This window comes from Vibrio sp. CUB2 (genome assembly GCF_001557945.1).
GTDB classification, from domain to species: Bacteria; Pseudomonadota; Gammaproteobacteria; order Enterobacterales; family Vibrionaceae; genus Vibrio; species Vibrio owensii.
This window is the reverse complement of record NZ_LNRB01000008.1, coordinates 187,881-205,493: the sequence shown is the minus strand read 5'-3', so window position 1 is coordinate 205,493 and position 17,613 is coordinate 187,881. Positions and strand designations below refer to the sequence as shown.

13 protein-coding genes are annotated in these 17,613 nt (G+C 45.2%); 6 read left to right on the top strand and 7 right to left on the bottom strand.

The annotated features are described in order from the left end of the window. Window positions 1–312: 312 nt before the first annotated feature. Complete coding sequence (locus tag ATB78_RS14910; RefSeq protein WP_061009064.1) at window positions 313–2,283, bottom strand: replication initiator protein RctB domain-containing protein; 1,971 nt, start codon at window positions 2,281–2,283, stop codon at window positions 313–315. Window positions 2,284–3,525: 1,242 nt separating this feature from the next. Between ATB78_RS14910 and ATB78_RS14900 the strand changes: the two genes are divergently transcribed. The 4 genes from ATB78_RS14900 to ATB78_RS14885 all read left to right on the top strand — a co-directional run bounded on the left by ATB78_RS14900 (window position 3,526) and on the right by ATB78_RS14885 (window position 9,987). Continuing rightward, window positions 3,526–4,743 (top strand): AAA family ATPase, encoded by a 1,218-nt coding sequence (locus ATB78_RS14900; protein WP_005428912.1) that lies wholly within the window; start codon window positions 3,526–3,528, stop codon window positions 4,741–4,743. A 7-nt stretch (window positions 4,744–4,750) separates the two neighbouring features. Next, window positions 4,751–5,725: a ParB/RepB/Spo0J family partition protein gene (locus ATB78_RS14895; protein WP_012130357.1), complete on the top strand. Its 975-nt coding sequence runs from the start codon at window positions 4,751–4,753 to the stop codon at window positions 5,723–5,725. A gap of 115 nt (window positions 5,726–5,840) precedes the next feature. Further along, window positions 5,841–7,859 carry a GNAT family N-acetyltransferase gene (locus tag ATB78_RS14890; RefSeq protein ID WP_061009062.1) on the top strand — a complete coding sequence of 673 codons (2,019 nt, stop codon included), beginning with the start codon at window positions 5,841–5,843 and terminating at the stop codon, window positions 7,857–7,859. Between the two features lie 448 nt (window positions 7,860–8,307). Continuing rightward, window positions 8,308–9,987, top strand: a complete 1,680-nt coding sequence (locus ATB78_RS14885) for a FapA family protein (protein ID WP_061009061.1) — start codon at window positions 8,308–8,310, stop codon at window positions 9,985–9,987. 65 nt (window positions 9,988–10,052) lie between these two features. Here ATB78_RS14885 and ATB78_RS14880 read toward each other — a convergent pair whose 3' ends face one another. Beyond that, window positions 10,053–10,706 (bottom strand): CatB-related O-acetyltransferase, encoded by a 654-nt coding sequence (locus ATB78_RS14880; protein ID WP_061009060.1) that lies wholly within the window; start codon window positions 10,704–10,706, stop codon window positions 10,053–10,055. 92 nt (window positions 10,707–10,798) lie between these two features. Here ATB78_RS14880 and ATB78_RS14875 point away from each other — a divergent pair, with 92 nt between their 5' ends. Continuing rightward, window positions 10,799–11,701 (top strand): LysR family transcriptional regulator, encoded by a 903-nt coding sequence (locus ATB78_RS14875; protein WP_061009059.1) that lies wholly within the window; start codon window positions 10,799–10,801, stop codon window positions 11,699–11,701. Between the two features lie 12 nt (window positions 11,702–11,713). Here ATB78_RS14875 and ATB78_RS14870 read toward each other — a convergent pair whose 3' ends face one another. From ATB78_RS14870 to murQ, 4 genes are all read right to left on the bottom strand, one after another. Next, window positions 11,714–11,962 (bottom strand): hypothetical protein, encoded by a 249-nt coding sequence (locus ATB78_RS14870; RefSeq protein WP_061009058.1) that lies wholly within the window; start codon window positions 11,960–11,962, stop codon window positions 11,714–11,716. 224 nt (window positions 11,963–12,186) lie between these two features. Next, a complete protein-coding gene (locus ATB78_RS14865; RefSeq protein WP_009706687.1) occupies window positions 12,187–13,245 on the bottom strand; it encodes a porin in 1,059 nt (352 codons plus the stop codon). A gap of 152 nt (window positions 13,246–13,397) precedes the next feature. Next, entirely contained in the window at window positions 13,398–14,852 is a 1,455-nt protein-coding gene (murP, locus tag ATB78_RS14860) for a PTS N-acetylmuramic acid transporter subunit IIBC (RefSeq protein ID WP_061009057.1), read from the bottom strand. 28 nt (window positions 14,853–14,880) lie between these two features. Next, window positions 14,881–15,783, bottom strand: a complete 903-nt coding sequence (gene murQ, locus ATB78_RS14855; RefSeq protein WP_061009056.1) for an N-acetylmuramic acid 6-phosphate etherase — start codon at window positions 15,781–15,783, stop codon at window positions 14,881–14,883. A gap of 242 nt (window positions 15,784–16,025) precedes the next feature. Here murQ and ATB78_RS14850 point away from each other — a divergent pair, with 242 nt between their 5' ends. After that, complete coding sequence (locus tag ATB78_RS14850) at window positions 16,026–16,877, top strand: SIS domain-containing protein (RefSeq protein WP_061009055.1); 852 nt, start codon at window positions 16,026–16,028, stop codon at window positions 16,875–16,877. Between the two features lie 20 nt (window positions 16,878–16,897). Here ATB78_RS14850 and mpaA read toward each other — a convergent pair whose 3' ends face one another. Then, window positions 16,898–17,608, bottom strand: coding sequence for a murein tripeptide amidase MpaA (gene mpaA, locus ATB78_RS14845; protein ID WP_155647812.1), 711 nt, complete (start codon window positions 17,606–17,608; stop codon window positions 16,898–16,900). Between the last annotated feature and the right edge of the window lie 5 nt (window positions 17,609–17,613).

The window sequence follows — 17,613 nt, the reverse complement described above, 5'->3', positions numbered from 1 at the left end:
GATCAAGGTAACAGACAGGGACTTGTCAGTTTAAGCAGATGCACAGGACAGGAATTTTAGATAAAAAAAAGCGAGTTTCTTGAGGAGAAACTCGCGAAGTCTATTCAGAATGAATGTAACAATATGAGCCAATCTATTAATCATCAGAAAGGACAAAAGGTTGTCTATTCGGGATAAATCTTAGTCTGCCCTCGGAACCGCAATGTCAGTGATTTGTAAGAGTTAGGTCTGATTTCCATCAGTGCAATTCATTGTTACATTCTGAATCAATTCGTCACGCTTATCACTCGAAAAGCATCCACGTGATTCATATTAAATCGCCATTTCATCAAGTGCTCTGAATACCATCTCGTCCATGTGACCTTCAAAAATCTGACGACACACTTTTCGACGAACAGCCAAACCCGCGATCAAGCGCTCGATGGTCAAATGTTTCACGTCATTTTGGCCGTTAAACAGCTCCACTGTCTTGCTCAATGTCTCGTATGGCAGAGGGGCGTCCCCTACCCGCAGGTAGTCAAGCTTGTCAATGAACTCAGAACACTCTTCTTTGATTGAGGCATAGGAATGCCCTGTCATCGCCGATAAAGCCGTTATACTGCGTTCTAGGGCCTCTGGAGAGGTATATTTGGATAGAGTAATGGTTATCTCGTCCGCGTTGATCTCGACCAGGTGCTTTTTCTGTTTCACTCGACGGCCCAAATTGCCACGTGGAGACGGTGCTTTGCGCTGAATAGGCTCAAATTCGCCGTCTATGATGCCTGAGAGCTCGTCTAGCTGCTGCCTCGTAACCATCTCATTACGAAGTGGGTTTGGCAGCGTAGGCGCCATGTTGCGCTTTCCTGCGTTGGTCGTACGAGCGCGAGAGTAGCGCAATACCTCTTCCACATCGCATTTGATGTCGACTTGGTAGTCCATCACTTTGCCATTTTCGATCATGGCCTCGATCGTTAAGTGATAGCCCCATAAGTTCACAACAAAAAGATCTTCCGTCCCTTTGCCGTCAGACAAGCGCTTCAACTCACGAATCAGATCCATTGAGAAACGACGCCATTCGATGTTGCGTGCCAGTTTTTGGTTCAACTCACTCAGCAACATGCAATCGGTGTGTTTGCGCACCATGCGGCTACGGAAGAACGAATACAGCTGGAACACCAAGGTGTGCTGTTTCAGAATCTCTGGCGGGAACAAGAAGAAATAATCACGCGTCAGCAGTTCTTCGTAGAACGAAGGTTCCCAGACTAGGATGTATAAGTTGGGCTTAATGCGAATCTCGCCGTCAGCACCTTCTGTTGGCGCTTCTTCCGATGCGGTAATGGTTCTCGCAATGAAACGGAAACGATCACTCTTGAAGCCTTCAGGCATGTTTTCACTTAGCCAACGGCCAGTTAGCTCATGCAATTGGAAATCGGTAAATTCAATTCGATCAATACTGTCACGGATTGAATCACGTGCAGGACCGCTGTCTTTCTTGCCACGCAATGACAGGATATCCGTGATGTACAACGGGGTTTTATTCGGCACATGCGCCGCATCCATGTGGTACTGATCTTTGTGATGATCATGGTATTGCACGGTCAGTGTAAACAGAGCAAACAGCGTCATCAGATCGTCCACTGTCATGATGTTTTTCGACGATCGTGTTTCAATCACAGCTTTGGTGCCAGAGATCGACACCATGGATTTTTGGTAGCTCTTACGAGTGCGTGGTGGCGCTAAAGCTTGGTCGATGATCCCTGCCCAGTTAGTTGGTGAAACGACAAATTGATCCGCTTCATCCTTCATCATCGGTGGGGTATTCAGACCATGCTCATTCAACAGGCGCTTGTTCACTTGGGTTTGTGCCAAAGCCTTAGAACGTTTTTGCTTTTCGCTCTGACGAACTTTTTCTGTGACTAAGCTGGTGGCACCCAAGGCTGAGATTAGCTGGTTAGGGTTAACGAACTTGTGCAACATGGTTTTACCTGCAAGGCCTTCTTCAAAGCGCACAGGTGTTTGAGTAAACAAACCAATGTTAACGGCAGCACGTAAGCGTTGTTGTAATGCGGCTCTGGTTAGTTGACCGTCGGTTGCTGCCACAATTTCTGTTGTGGAGACCAAACCGTCTTTGCTGCTGAATCCTCGTAAGGAGATCAGATTAAGCAACTCTAAGATGCTCTTGGTAACCCCTTTGAAGTGTTGGTATTGTTCTACCCAATCTGCAGAAGATTCGTGTACCTCAAAAAGGTGCCCATCCTTATGGCTTCTTGGCGCTTTAATCAGAATTTTTTCATCAGCCGTCATTTTAGATCCAGATCACACTAGCCGTAGTTTTGCTATGGTTCCGAAGAATAAAGAAAAACAGATCATAAATAAAGAAAAAATCTTTGTTTTTTAAATAACTGATCTTTTTGATTAATCTGATCTTAATTGATTATATGATCTAATGATCTGGAGATTTTTAACGACGTAAGCTCATGTTTTAAATGGATATTTTAAAGCGGTAATTCGGAACTATGATCATGATTATTCCGAAACGATGATCAACAAAAGTCAGAAAGCATGATCACAAAGCGCCGTAAGCATGATCATTAAGTTTCTGAAAAGATGATCAAAAAGGTCATGAAACGATGATCATGATGTTTGTACAACTTATCCACAGAAATAAAGGAACACCTTGGAAAACTTTGTCTTCGTTTGCGGTAAAGGAGTGGGGTTTTACCTTTGGAACAATGATCAAGAGCGTCGTTTTTCATCGTTCTGTCGCGGCTTGTGAATACTATTTGCGCAAATGCTGAATCCTTGTCCAATTTTACATCGCACGCCTTGTTTCTCTGTATTATCCCGAAACAAACGGAAGCATGATCATGATATCGCGTTCTACATTTTGTTTTCGGTTTATTTTCATCGTTCCACGTTTTTATCTTTGATTTGGCCTCTATCCCCCAGTCTATCTGCATTCATCCGTAAATTGGCCGTGAAAAAGCATGCTTCCGAGGCTGAAATTCACTTGATCATTTTTCCGATAAATTGATCGCATTGAAAAATCGATGTGCAATGTACCCGAACACATAATTTCCTTGATCATGCTTTCGTATTTGCTGTTCTCGACGGAAGAATGATCATGATGCTTCCTTGATCATTCTTCCGTACAATATCGCTGTTTTACATGAATAAACATACTGGATGCATGATCAAGGTAGTCGCTTCTCGTGTTTTTAATTAACAACGTTCATTCATCGTCAAACACTAGATTCATCTCACACTATCCGTAATTTAGCGTCTTTCTATAATCGTTCCGGAAAAACTGTAGATTTACATTGTAAATACGTGACAGTGTGACATTTTTATTCTTTCAAAGTTTGAAGCACTTTATTGGCATAGATTTGATTAAATTTTGTGATGTTTTTAAGGTGAAATCATAAAACAGGCGTTTGTGAGTGTTTTTTATGTGATGGTCATTCAAAATGCTTGTTCACCTTTTTGTTGTTTTTGGATAGCAGTGCTGTACAATTAAATGCAGATATCCTTCCAACGGAATTTGGCATGAAAAGAGAAACAACGATTGAAAATCTCCAGGAATTAGCAGAACTGACGCAACAAGTTCAAGCTGACCGTATTGAGATTGTTTTGGAAGAGCGTAGTGACAACTACTTCCCACCAATGTCTAAGGCAATGATGGAAACCCGCTCAGGTTTGACTCGCCGTAAGCTGGACGATGCTATTGGTAAGATGGAAGCGGAAGGTCATCAATTTACAAAGAATAATGCCAACCATTATTCAATCACGCTTGAAGAAGCACACATGCTAATGGATGCGGCAGAAGTGCCTAAATTCCATGAACGCAAAAAGAATTCTGAAAACAAACCGTGGATCATCAACGTACAAAACCAAAAGGGTGGTACGGGTAAATCGATGACAGCGGTTCACTTAGCGGCATGTCTGGCGCTAAACCTAGATAAACGCTACCGCATTTGTTTGATTGACCTTGACCCTCAAGGCTCTCTGCGTCTGTTCTTGAACCCACAAATCAGTGTGGCAGAGCATGACAACATCTATTCAGCGGTTGATATCATGCTTGGTAATGTGCCAGATGGCGTTGAAATCGATCGTGAGTTTCTACACAAGAACGTGCTGTTGCCAACGCAATACCCGAACTTGAAGTCGATTTCTGCTTTCCCAGAAGACGCAATGTTCAACGCAGAAGCGTGGCAAACACTCTCTGAAGACCCATCGCTAGATATCGTTCGTCTGTTGAAAGAGCAGTTGATTGACAAGATTGCGAATGACTTCGACGTGATTATGATTGATACCGGTCCACACGTTGATCCGCTAGTATGGAACGCAATGTACGCATCAAATGCGCTATTGATTCCTTGTGCAGCGAAGCGTCTTGACTGGGCTTCAACAGTAAACTTCTTCCAACACCTTCCAACGGTGTACGAGATGTTCCCAGAAGATTGGAACGGTCTTGAGTTTGTTCGTTTGATGCCAACCATGTTTGAAGACGACAACAAGAAGCAAGTTTCTGTTCTAACTGAAATGAACTATCTTCTAGGTGACCAAGTTATGATGGCCACTATTCCTCGTAGTCGTGCATTCGAAACGTGTGCTGACACCTACAGCACAGTGTTTGATTTGACCGTAGGCGACTTCGAAGGTGGTAAGAAAACGCTCGCTACTGCACAAGATGCGGTACATAAGAGTGCACTAGAACTAGAGCGCGTACTGCACTCTAACTGGCCGTCATTGAATCAGGGGTAATGAATAAATGGCATTGAAAACGTCTGAATTAAACGCGAAATTATTTGGTAAAACCAATAAACGTCGTGTTGCGACACCTCAAGAAGCGCAAACGGCTGCAAAAGACAAAGCACAAACTATCGAACTTGCTGTAGCAGGTGAGAATACCGTTCAGTTTGAATTGGTACGCATTCCTGCGGATAAAGTGGCGACAGATACGAGCGTATTTGCAGAGAACGCTCGTGAGCAATCTTTCCTAAACGAACACGCTTTATCAGATGTGTTGGTGACGTTGAAAGAACGTGGTCAACAGTATCCAGCGGTTGGTCGTCGCACTGAAGATGGCAAGATTGAAGTATTAGACGGTAGCCGCCGTCGTATGTCTTGTATCTTAGCAGGGCAGGATTTCTTGGTTTACGTTGGTGACGGCATCAACACAGACCACGCGAAATTCCTTTCTGATGTTGCAAACGCGCACAAGCCACTGTCTCTATACGAAAAAGGTAAAGAGATGCAGGCGAAGCTTGAAAGTGGCGAAGCTGAAGACCAAAAAGCGTTGGCAAAAATGTTCCAGTGCAGTGAAGCATTGGTGAGTGGCGCATTAAAAGCCGCTGCACTTCCACTTGAACTTCTGCAAGCTTACCCGAATGTTGGTGATTTAGGTCGTCCAACGATTGTTAAGCTGCATAAACAATTCTCGACGTTGAACGGCGAACAACAACAAAACTTGTTGGATAAGTGTCGTACGTCGGAAGGTTATTTATGGCAGCGCAGTACAGCTCAAGGTGTGGCTCGTCTTACTAAAGAAGTGACAGAAAGCATCGAAAGCTGGATTGCAGAATTAGCGCCTGCGAAGCCGGCTAAGAAAGCAGAAAAAGTCGATTTAGTTAAAGGTCGTGCAAGCTACAGCCGTAAAGGTAACAACCTTGCTCTTAACTTGAAGAAAGTAGACGACAGCTTGATGGAAGAAATTCTGGCTTTCGTTGAGAGCAAAATGAAGTAAACCTCTTCTTGTTTGAAACCGCCTCCGGGCGGTTTTTTTATGTCTGCAATTTGGCGAAGTATCCATGAATCCAGATGTGATAACATGGCGTCAGTTCAATGCTTGGATACACGTAATGCTCGCACAATCTGAATTCCTTTCTCAGCTTCAGCTCCAATCTTACAAAGCCTTTCAACGTAATGGCGTGGTGATTTATGGTGATGCCGATTGGCAAAAAGCCTTGATTACCGACTTCCATCAAAAGCAGCAAAATCAGACTTGGTTTTGCGTAGGGGAGTGGCAACTAGAAAATGCCCACTGCGTAAATGCAAAACAAGGCAATATGCTGCTCGGCCGCGAGTGTGACGTTTTGCTGTTTGATGCGAGAAAAGAGCTTGATGCAAACAGTTTTACTTCGGCTCTTGGCGCGCTCGTCGGAGGTGGGCTATTGATTGTGGTTGCCAATAAAAACCAAGAGGCGGATGAAGCGGGACTGTGGCTGCAAACGCAATGGCAACAACTCACCGTTATTGAGGAGAATTTGTCATTACCTCCATTGCCAGCTTTCATCCAAGCGGAAAAAGCGCACCAGTATAGCGAGCAAACTGAAGCGGTTTCTTTTATCGAAAAAGTGGTGACTGGGCATCGCAAACGTCCTTTAGTATTAACCGCCGATCGTGGTCGAGGAAAAACCAGTGCGTTAGGCATTGCATGCGCGCAGCTTTTAGAACAAAAGCCACTGCGCATTCTCGTCACAGCACCAAGCATTAAAGCGATTGAACCTGTTTATCAGCACGCGCAGAGAATGCTATCAACCGCAGAGCGCGTTAAGAAAGACCGATTAGAATCGGGGCTGGGTTACATTCAGTTTATCGCACCAGATGAATTACTCTCAGCTTTACCTGAGTGTGATTTGTTGTTGGTTGATGAAGCCGCCGCGATTCCGGTTCCTATGCTTAAGCAGATTACTGAGCAATATCATCGCCTCGTCTTTTCAACCACAATTCATGGTTATGAAGGTTGTGGCCGTGGCTTCACGCTTAAGTTTGTTGATTGGCTACAAAAGCAAAGACCTGGAATGAAGCTTTGTCATCTTCAACAACCTATTCGATGGGCAGTAAATGACAACTTGGAATCTTGGTTGTACCAAGCATTTTTACTGGATGCAGAACTTACCCCGAGCCAACCTGCCGAGCTTGGCGATATTTCATTAATCAATCTCCGTAAGTCAGCGTTGATTTCTAATCCTTCCGTATTGAAAAAGTGCTTTGCGTTGCTCGTGAATGCGCATTATCAGACCTCGCCAAATGATTTGCTGCATCTTCTGCAAGATGAACATTGCCAGATCTACGTAGCTCAGAATAACAATGAAGTCGTCGGGGTGATGTTAACGGTGGAGGAGGGCAACCTCGATTCGAATCTCGTTAAAGATATTCAGCACGGGAAACGTCGTCCGAAAGGGCACCTGACGCCGGTGACTATCATCAATCAACTTGGTTACGCTGATGTGGGTGCGCTTTCTACTTTGCGAGTGATGCGAATTGCGGTGCATCCAGATTTGCAAGGGCAGGGAATTGGCCAACAAATGTTGAAGCTGCTGGAACAAACTACGGCGCCACATATCTCTTATTTGTCCACCAGCTTTGGCGCAACAGAAGAACTGATTGCGTTTTGGAAGCTATCTGGTTTTGAATCCATTCGTCTTGGAAGTATGCGAGATGCGGCAAGTGGGTGTTACTCGTTGTTGATGGTTCGTCAATGTGGCTCACAACAAACTTGGATAAACGAAGCCAAGTTGCTATTCGAAGAACTGTTGCCATTGAGTGCAGCGTCTACCTATTCTAAGTTAGAACCAAGTTTGCTTCGCGCGCTATTACCAACCTCGGTATCTACTTGCCCGTCCCATTTAACGAAGCGCACTTTAATCGAGTGTTATGCTCAAGGTGGTAATAACTTTGAATCGGTCTCTGTTTGGATTCAGCAATGGTTACTGCAATGTGGTTTGGCTGATGTGTCTGACTTGATGATCAGTAAATTATTCTTAAGCAAAGAATGGAGTGAGTGCGCTAAGCAATATGGCTTGTCAGGACGTAAGCAAGTTGAAGCACAGATAAGAAACGAGTTACAAGTTTTGATAGCTAAATTTACAGTGTAAACAGAACAAGCAATTTACACTGTAAAAGTGGTTAACGGGAGGAGAGGGTTTACACTGTAAATCCTCTCCTTTTTATATTTGGTCTTTTGCTAAGGTTGATGGTTGAGATACAGGGCCAATCTCAATTTACACTGTAAACGGAAGTCTTGTCTTATTAGCTATATATAAAATGAGCTAAATAATAAACTTCCCTTAAAGTTAGATTGTCCATTAGGGATGCTCCACCATCTATTCGAATACAGGTCGTGATGCTTTGGTGAAGTAGGGAGAGCGCAACGCAAAAAATGAATCTAAATCGGATTTAGAAATTCTAAGTAAGCTTATCTCTAGCTCATAAGTCGCGGGGCATCCTTTAGTGATGTGAGCCTGATTCTGAGAATTGAGAGGTTTGTTCAGAAAATGATTTTGGTTAGACTGAATTGGGTGATGGGTAGCAGATGGATTGGTTATGTGGAAGATATGCCTTGAATGGTCGGAAGACAAAACGAGGATTTTTGCCCGCCTACCGGGAGATGTTGAACTCGGAGGTGAGCTAAATCAAAAGGAGTTGCCTGAACAGCTTCAAGCAATGAATGCCAGTCAGGCGTTTGTTGATGATGCTGAAGTAGTTCGATTCATTAACTGTGCTCGTGAGCGTAAAGCAGAAGCATACGAAGGCATCGTCGTCGCACAGATTAAGAATGCTCAGGTAGAAGTTGAATTGTCGAACAACGACATGCTCGCTAGCATGAACATTGTAGGTGCTTATGGTGGCCGTGGTTTACGTGGCCCTGAAATCGTTCAAGCACTGGCTCATGCGAGAGTATCGAAAGGCATCAATAAGTTGGCCCTTAAAAAAGTTATGGTCGTCAGCAATCAACTCAAACCCGGAGAAACCTTTACTCAACCTGTCGCCGTTGGCAAACAACCTGTCAAAGGTAAAGACGCCATCTTTACGCCCCTCGTCAAAGATATCACCAAACGCATCCTCAAACCGAAAGAAGGCCAATCGACCAGCGACAAGATTGATTTACGCAACTTGGGTGAAACCATTGCCGTTGATATTGGCGACGAGGTTATGCGTCGAACGCCTGCTACTAAGGGTACTCCAGGTTTTACTGTGCAAGGTCGCGTGATTCCTCCCCAAGCAGGCAAAGACAGTCCGATTAAACCGGGTAAAGGAACGGAAATTAGCAAAGCCGATCCTAACCTTCTGCTCGCTTCTGTATCTGGGACTCCTCTCATCAAAGACAAAACCATCGAGGTCGATAATGCACTGTGTCTCAACAGTGTGGGCGTAAATACCGGACACGTTAAGTTTAAAGGCAATGTCATCATTGGCGGCAACATTGAATCTGGCATGATCGTCAAAGCGACAGGCTCTATTACCGTTGGTGGCTTTATTGAATCTGCAGATGTACAAGCTGAGGGTGATATCCAAGTGGCGAAAGGCATTATTGGCCATACAGTGAGTGATGGTCAGCCGAAGAGTTGCCACGTTCGAACCAAAACATCGATTCGTGCCAGTTACGCCCAGTATTGTGAATTGCAGTCTGGCGAGGATATTGAGCTCGCTGTGCACAGCATGAATAACGACATTGAGTGTGGACGCAACCTGACGGTACTTGATGCAAGCGGTAAAAACGGCACTTTAAGCGGTGGTGATGCCAAAGTAGGAAGCAAGGTGCTTTGTTCGCAACTTGGTGTAGAAGGCGATACCGCCACGAAAGTCGAGGCTTTTGCTAATTACGCCTTGTACAAAGAGCGCATTGCCAGCTTAAAAGAAGAATACAAATCTGCCCAAGAAGGCACGATGGATGTGATTCGTAAGGAACTTGAATTTAAGAAGCGTCCTAAAGCAGAGCGTACTGATGAAGAACAAGCTCAAATCGAAGTAATGAAAGCGCAAAACAATACTCGCCTTGAAGAAGTTAAACAGAAGCTAGAACACACTGAGCAAGAGTTTGAAGTCTCGCTAGAAGAGAATATCGTCGAAGCCAAAGATCGAGTATTTACGCGCGTTACAGTGCAATTTGGAGACGAACAGGTGACAACCAGACGCACCCATGGCGGTTGTGTGTTTAGCTTTAACCAATACGAAATCAAAGTGGCGGCAAATTTAGAGGAAGAAGACGTCGTCGCGATTTAACTCTTTAATTGGAAGAATGAAAAAGCCCGTGTATTGAGAGGTGCACGGGCTTTTGTTTTTAAACATCAGGCAATGTGTTCTTGGTAGTAAGCACCAAGGGCACGTACATCACTGCTGCACATGATCTTCATTGCTTGTTTAATATGGTTAATGGGCCAATCCCACCATTTGATTTCTGACAACATAGCGACACATTCGTCGTCAAAGCGCTGGCGAACAATATAATTGTGACCAACAACAATCGAGTAGGGCGGAACATCTTTTGTGATGACTGAGCGCGCACCAATCACGGCACCATCTCCAATTTTCACGCCCGGCATGATCATCGCTTCGCTGCCAATCCACACATCATTACCCACAACAGTATCACCTGCGCGTTCAAAGCCGCTTTGTACATCTTCTCCAAACTCTTCAGGAGAAAATGGAAAGGTAGAAATCCAATCTACCCGATGGCCTTGATTGCCTGCCATCATAAAGGTCGCGCCAGAAGCGATTGAACAGAACTTGCCAATGATCAGCTTGTCCACTTCGCCATAAGCACCTTCTTGCCACTCTTGTTGGGTAACGCTGTCGCCCATCAAATAACGAACCGATTGATCTTCAAATGTTTTACCGTGATAAAACCCTGAGTAATAACTGTAATCTCCCACCTCGATATTCGGGTTAGTGACATGGTCTTTGATCACTTGCCCTTTTAACCAAGTATCGAATGCGTTCATTCGTGATTCTCCGTTCAAATTTTAAGTTGTAAGCAGTGTAGAGCCTTTCTATTATTTCCAGTAGGTTGTTTTTAGAGATTCATAATTACTATATGGAAATAAAGTGGCTAAGCTACGTGCCAATGTACATAGCTCTATGTGAAGAGAAGAGTATTGCAGGCGCGGCGAAAAAACTGCGTTGCTCAAACGCGCACGCGAGCCGTCAATTGAGGCAGTTAGAAGAGATTCTGTCAGTACAGTTGATTCAACGTACAACAAGGAAATTTAATCTAACTTACGATGGGGTGCGCTTTTATCAGCAAGTGAAGGGCTTGATGGATGGGGCAGAGCAGATTAATGAACAAGTGATGGAAAGTGATCGAGTCGCCGGGCATTTACGCATCGCGGCGTCGGCGTCATTTGGGGCAGCGTTATTGAACCGAGCCTTGATCGAGTTTCGCCAGTTATATCCTGAAGTGACGTTCGAAGTGATCTTTTCAGAAACGCCTTTGGATCTTATTGAGTCTGGCTTTGATGTGGCGTTTTTCTTCACGAACAATCCACCCGAGGGCTATATTGGCCACCATCTGCGCTCTTTACACTGTAAACCGTTCGCACACAAAGCGTACTTGTCTAACAAACCAAGCATAGCTACGCCGGAAGATCTTTATCAGCTTGACCATATTGTGTATCGAAATGAAGTGTTAAACCTCGATACGTGGCACTTCCATCATATGGAAACCAAACAAAAAGTGTCAGTGGTTTTGCAAAGTGTACTCAGCTTTAATTTGGTTCAATCCATGCTTGAGGCCACTCTTGCGGGATGCGGCGTTGCAATGTTGGATGAATTCGCATTGGAGAAACTCAGCGGTGAAGAGCTATCGCAACTCGTGCCGTTACTTCCTGAATGGCAAACGGATGCGATCCTACCGCTCTATATTCTTTATCCTAAACGTGAGCATTTACCAAAGCGAACGCAGGCGTTTATTGAGCATTTCAAACAGCAATCATTTTAAGCTGTAATCATTTTAAACTGACAGGTTGTCTTGAGCGTGCAGGTCTTTAATCTCTGCAGTGCCTTGAAAGTGTTGATTACAAGTGCGGCAGTAGAATTGAGGCGTTAACTCGTGATAGTGGTTACCGGTAAAACAGCGTGATACCAACACCATTAAACGGGCTGTTTTGCCGTTGATGTTTTCTGGTTGAATGTTGATGCGTTTCATCACGCGTTTGTGTTCAGTCGGTTTGTTGCAGTGTGAGCAAAATTTTACAGGCATAAGGCTCTCATATTGATTCAGTGATGATTAATTGATGAGAGAGTACTTTGCTTAATGATGAAAAAGTAAACATGCATGTAATGATAATTGACAGCAATGCCTATTAGGAAACTCATAGAATTGCTAGTAACTGAAAAGAAGGAAGATTTCATTCCTCGATATTTTAAAGGCAGGAAAAATATCGAGGAGGAAATCTTAGCTAACTAAAACGAGCGTATGGACATTTACAGCTCGTAACGTAGCCCGAAGTGGTAGTAGCTTTCATCTGCATGTGCACCACCAAACGAGACTTCTTGTGCGTTGTCGTAACCGCGCGAGCCATTACGGTCAACGTAACTGGTGTAGATAGAAGAGCGAGGGGTCAGTTTGTATTGCACTTCAACGGTTGTGTCTTTCAGCTCAAGCTCGTCGCCGTCGCTGTTTTCTAGAGAGCGGTAACCTGCACGTAGCGCCCATTTGTCATTTACACTGTAAACTGCGGTCAGCTCCATGACTTTATCGGTACTGGTTTCAGAGAAGTAACCTTCTAGCTCATCTTCTGAGTAAAGCGCACCTAACATCAAATCACCCAAGTAGTAACGCGTGCCTGCACCCCAGAAGGTGTAATCGGTATCGTTATTTTCACGCGCATCGCCTTTGCTTTTTTGCATTGCAACTACAGGGGCTAGTGTGCCTAAATCGCCCATTTCTAGGGTGTAACGTAGTGCTGCGTTGTAGCCGTAATCGAGTTCAGAGGTGCTGTTACCAATAATGTAAGCCACAGATGCATCGAAGTTGCCAATGCGGTTTTGGTATTGCAGCGTACCGTCTTGACGGAAAACTTGTGTCGCGGTTTTATCCACTTTATTTGCTTGGCGTGCCATAGATACGTCTGATGACGCGAACACATCACCAATGTCGGTGAACATGATTAATCCTGACGCAACACGGCCACCTGTGATTCGACCGTAATCTTGCGCATCAATACCAGCCCAAACGTAACGCGCTGTCAGAGAAGGCTTGTCGTTCACTTGGTTGGCGTATTCGGCTGCACCTACTTGGTATTGCGCTTGGCCAATGACAGAGGCGTGTTCGTTGATGGTTTGTGAGCCATTCAAACCAATACGGCCATCAAATTCGCCATTGGCATCACCGTGTTCATCATTTTTATTGGTGACGTTAAAGCCGAGGCGAGAGTAAATGTTCAAAACCGACCCGTCTTCTGCTTGGTAAAGTTGAGCAGCCATCGCTGCGTTTGATGCCATCAGAGTAGGGAGAAGTAGAGTCAAAATGTGCTTTTTCATGTGAACGACCTTTTCGTTTCTATTGTTTTTAAGCACGACAAAGCCCCTTCCGAATAACGGAATAAAATCAATGTCGTGAGAAGTAGAGAGAGGGTGCGCCCTTGAAAGCTCAAGGACGCGAGCTAGTCCATTCCTATAGGGGTTAGAATGATTTAGCTTAAATCAACGTCTTTGCAGCCAAAGAAGTAGGTAGCTAGGAAGCCAACGATGTAAGAGATAAGTAGGCCACCGATGAACACCATCATGCCGGCAAAGATGCCGCTAGCCGAGGTCATCAAGGGGATTGCAACGATACCAGATGGGCCGAATACTGTGTTTAGACCGACAGGCAGGCCAAGGTAAGAGACTAAGCCGATAAAGAAGCCACCCGCTGCGCCACCAATACAAGCGGTTACGAACGGTTTAACGCGTGGTAGCGTCACGCCGTAAATCAGTGGCTCACCGATGCCAAGTAGACCTGGAATGATGGCGCCTTTTACTTGTGTGCGTAGTAGGGCGTCTTTCTTGGCTTTGAAGTACAGCGCCATAGAAGCACCCACTTGACCGCCACCAGCCATCGCTAGGATAGGAAACAGCGAGTTAAAACCTTGTGCTTCCATCAGGGCAAAGTACACTGGCACAAACCCTTGGTGGATACCAAATACCACGGAAATTAAGAACAAACCTGCCAAAATCGCGGCGCCTAATGGGTTGTCATTCAAGTTTAGGAACAACCAAGACATGCCTTTGAATAGCTCACCACCGATTGGCATGATGATCAAAAACGTTACTGCACCCATGATCAAAAGCGTGACAACTGAGGTTAAGATCATGTCCAGATCGTCAGGCATATACTGACGCACTTTTTTCTCGACCTGAGCACCAATGATCGCTGCCATCAATACGCCAATAATGTTGCCACGAGGATCAATCGCAAAACCGAAGAACTCATTCATTCCGGAATAAATGCCCGACGTTGCATCGGGGTTGTAACTCAACACAAATAGCGAAGCGAGTATGGCGCCATTGACACCTGAGCCACCAAAAGCTTGTTGAGCGTTGTAGCCAATTAGAATGCTCAAGAAAGCGAACAGGCCTTTACCAAATACCTTCATGTAGGCAATCAAATCCAACATAAACTGGCTTGGCGTTTGGTCGAGCACGAAGATTTGTTCCAATAACGTGGCAAAGCCGAGCAGCAAACCCGCAGCGATAAAGCCGGGAATCAGCGGTGTAAAAATGGTGGCAAACTTACTTAGAAAACGCTGAACCGCACTGGTTTGCTTGCTCTTTATCTGTTTTTTCTGCTCTGCAGCGACAGCAGAAAGATCCTGTTGTGGTGCGTCAGGCTCTTCGCTGTCACCAGAGATTAAGCTGTCGATCAACTTATTCATCATATCGGCAGCTTGCTGAGCTTTACCGGGACCAAGAATGATCTGGAATTGCTCGTCGCTTTCTACCACACCCATTACGCCGGGAATTTGTTTAATGACGGATTGATCCGCCAAGCTGTTATTCGCGAGAGATAAACGCAAACGCGTCATACAGTTACCGCACTTACTTACGTTGTTACTGCCACCCACTGCGGCGAGCAATTGCGATACTGTGTTAGAGGTAATTTTGGCCATAGGGACTATCCTTCAGGACTAGGGCTATTTAGTTATTATTTAGTGCTGCACGAATAAAACCGTTGTGCTCGGCGAGGCGAGACTTGGCTTGCTCAGCATCCAAATCAGCCAGAATCATTAAAATTGCGGTCTTACAGTGACGTTCACACGCTTCAAGCGCTTTTTCTGCTTGTTCTTTTGTTGCGCCCGTTGCTTCAATCACAATGTTAGTTTGACGCTGAATCAGTTTGGCGTTGGTGGCTTCTACATCCACCATTAAATTGCCAAACACTTTACCGCTGCGAATCATTGCGCCAGAAGTCAGCATGTTCAGCACCAGTTTTTGCGCTGTGCCCGCTTTCATGCGTGAAGAGCCGGTGACGACTTCTGCACCCACTACCGGAAGAATCGCGATGTCCGCGGCGTCTGCCATTGCGCATTCTGGGTTACATGCGATTGATGCCGTTGTTGCTCCGACAGATTTTGCGTACTCCAAACCACCTAAAACATAAGGCGTACGGCCACTGGCAGCGATGCCAACCACAACATCATGCTGAGTCAGATTCAGCGTTTTTAAATCGTCTTGGCCCATTTGAGCGTTGTCTTCTGCGTTTTCTACCGCTTTCAAAATCGCTTGATGACCACCAGCAATTAAACCGATAACCATATCTGGATGTGTGCCATAGGTTGGAGGACATTCACTCGCATCAAGAATCCCAAGGCGGCCAGACGTTCCTGCGCCCATGTAAATTAAACGACCACCATTGGCGAACGCTGCAGTAATGGCATCGACGGTTTGCGCGATTTGTGGCAATACGGCTTGCACCGCTAAAGCGACTTTCTGATCCTCTTGGTTAATGACTTGCAGCATCTCGATGGTAGAAAGCGTATCGATCTCTGCGCTCGCTGAATTGCGGCTTTCTGTCACCAATCGGCTTAAATCAATTTTCATGTTTTGTACTCTTCGTAAATGTTCAATCTGAGGGCGATTCTATGGAATAAAATATTCAGGTTTGGTGATAAAAATCACACTTGAGGTTATTCTTTGTTCAGTAAAAATTTGGAATAATGACCGAGAATACTGATGAGATAACCTACGTAGAAACAAGGGTTGTTAAGTTAATCAGGCAGTTAAACAAAAGTGTGATTATTTCTGTTTTGGAATAATTTATTTAAAGTTTTTGGAATTTTGTCGTGTCCGTTATCAATAAAATCGTCGCAAGACGTACTCAACTCTCTCAAAGTGGTCGTTTGGTTGGCGATTGGATTGTCGAAAATGCAGAAAAAGCCGCCCAATTGACCAGTCAAGAACTTGCTGCGCAAGTGCAAGTGAGCCAATCGAGCATCGTCAAATTCACTCAGAGAATTGGCTATAAAGGCTATAGCGAGTTCAAGTTGGCGTTGAACGAAGAGATTGGCCGTAAGCAAGCGATGCAATCCACCCCGCTACACAGTGACATTCTGGCGGATGACCCGATTGCGGTGATTTCGCAAAAACTGGTTAAAGCGAAAACCGACGCTATGTTCCAAACGACCAATGCGCTCTCTTATGAGGCGTGTCATCAAGCGGTGAAGTGGTTGAGTGAAGCGCGCCGTGTGCAAGTGGTGGGCATTGGCGGCTCTGCACTTACGGCAAAAGATTTGAGCTTTAAACTGCTTAAGCTTGGGATTACCGCGCTATCAGAGCAAGACAGTCACGTACAAATTGCGGTTGCGCGCACGCTCTCTTCACAAGACGTTCAGATCGCGATTTCTTTTTCAGGAGAACGCAAAGAGATTCTGGTGGCTGCGGAAGCGGCGAAAGAGCAGGGAGCAAAAGTGATTGCTTTGTCTGCTCCGGGGAGAAGTCGATTGAGAGGCATTGCCGACATCACGTTTGATACCATCGCCAATGAAACTGAGCATCGCAGCTCTTCCATTGCTTCGCGTACGGCACAAAACGTGATTACGGATCTGCTGTTTATTATTTTGGTGCAGCAAAGAGACGAAAGCGCGCGTCAGTTGATCAGTGATATCAGTACCGATATCAAGCAGATCCTTACTTGATCGCTTCGTATCGCTAGAAATTAAAGATCTGGATCGTGCTGCAACAAAGCAATAAACGCATCGAGATGCTTTTCGATCGTGAGATCCGCCGAGATCGGGGGCAATTCTACCGTAATACAAGGTAGTTGGCGTTCATTGCACCAAGTACCGAAAGACCCCGGCGTTTCGTAATCAACATCGTCAACGATAGGTAGATTGAATTGCTTGCCGAGCCATTTGGCCAAATCAGAATGAGCAGGGTCGTCGACAAACGCTAATGGCTCATGAAACGAGACCACAAATTTTGGTCTGCGCAGTTCAATCAAACTAATTAGTGCGTCAACTTCTGGTTCTAGCTGTTCTTTGTTGCCTGTTTTTACTTTCACGTCTCGAACCGGTGTATGCGAGCTCCAACGATAGACTGTGCCGTGCTCTGTCCAATTCTGTGTAGGAAACGCACGGTTTAGATCGACTTGATTGGCGTTGGCTCGCGTACCCAGTTGGTTTGCATCTGGGTTCATCGATAAAATCACATCGTGTTTCAGACACTCCACTGGCAAGCTTCTTAACGCGCACGACAATCCGGCGATTGAGGCTGTCTCGTCGCCGTGTGTCCCCGCGAGAATAAGGCCTCGCGAGTTACTTTCTACTTGTGCTGGGAAGTACAACAACGGCGCGCCCAGTACCGATTTTCCATATGATGTTGGCGTAATTAAAAATGCCGCTCTTTCCGTTCTTGGAATTAGACTCACCGTAA

Coding starts and splice junctions, on each gene's coding strand:
- ATB78_RS14885 (WP_061009061.1), top strand. CDS start 8,308: ATGTGGAAGATATGCCTTGAATGGTCGGAAGACAAAACGAGGATTTTT.
- ATB78_RS14880 (WP_061009060.1), bottom strand. CDS start 10,706: ATGAACGCATTCGATACTTGGTTAAAAGGGCAAGTGATCAAAGACCAT.
- ATB78_RS14895 (WP_012130357.1), top strand. CDS start 4,751: ATGGCATTGAAAACGTCTGAATTAAACGCGAAATTATTTGGTAAAACC.
- ATB78_RS14870 (WP_061009058.1), bottom strand. CDS start 11,962: ATGCCTGTAAAATTTTGCTCACACTGCAACAAACCGACTGAACACAAA.
- ATB78_RS14890 (WP_061009062.1), top strand. CDS start 5,841: ATGCTCGCACAATCTGAATTCCTTTCTCAGCTTCAGCTCCAATCTTAC.
- murQ (WP_061009056.1), bottom strand. CDS start 15,783: ATGAAAATTGATTTAAGCCGATTGGTGACAGAAAGCCGCAATTCAGCG.
- ATB78_RS14910 (WP_061009064.1), bottom strand. CDS start 2,283: ATGACGGCTGATGAAAAAATTCTGATTAAAGCGCCAAGAAGCCATAAG.
- ATB78_RS14900 (WP_005428912.1), top strand. CDS start 3,526: ATGAAAAGAGAAACAACGATTGAAAATCTCCAGGAATTAGCAGAACTG.
- ATB78_RS14875 (WP_061009059.1), top strand. CDS start 10,799: ATGGAAATAAAGTGGCTAAGCTACGTGCCAATGTACATAGCTCTATGT.
- murP (WP_061009057.1), bottom strand. CDS start 14,852: ATGGCCAAAATTACCTCTAACACAGTATCGCAATTGCTCGCCGCAGTG.
- ATB78_RS14865 (WP_009706687.1), bottom strand. CDS start 13,245: ATGAAAAAGCACATTTTGACTCTACTTCTCCCTACTCTGATGGCATCA.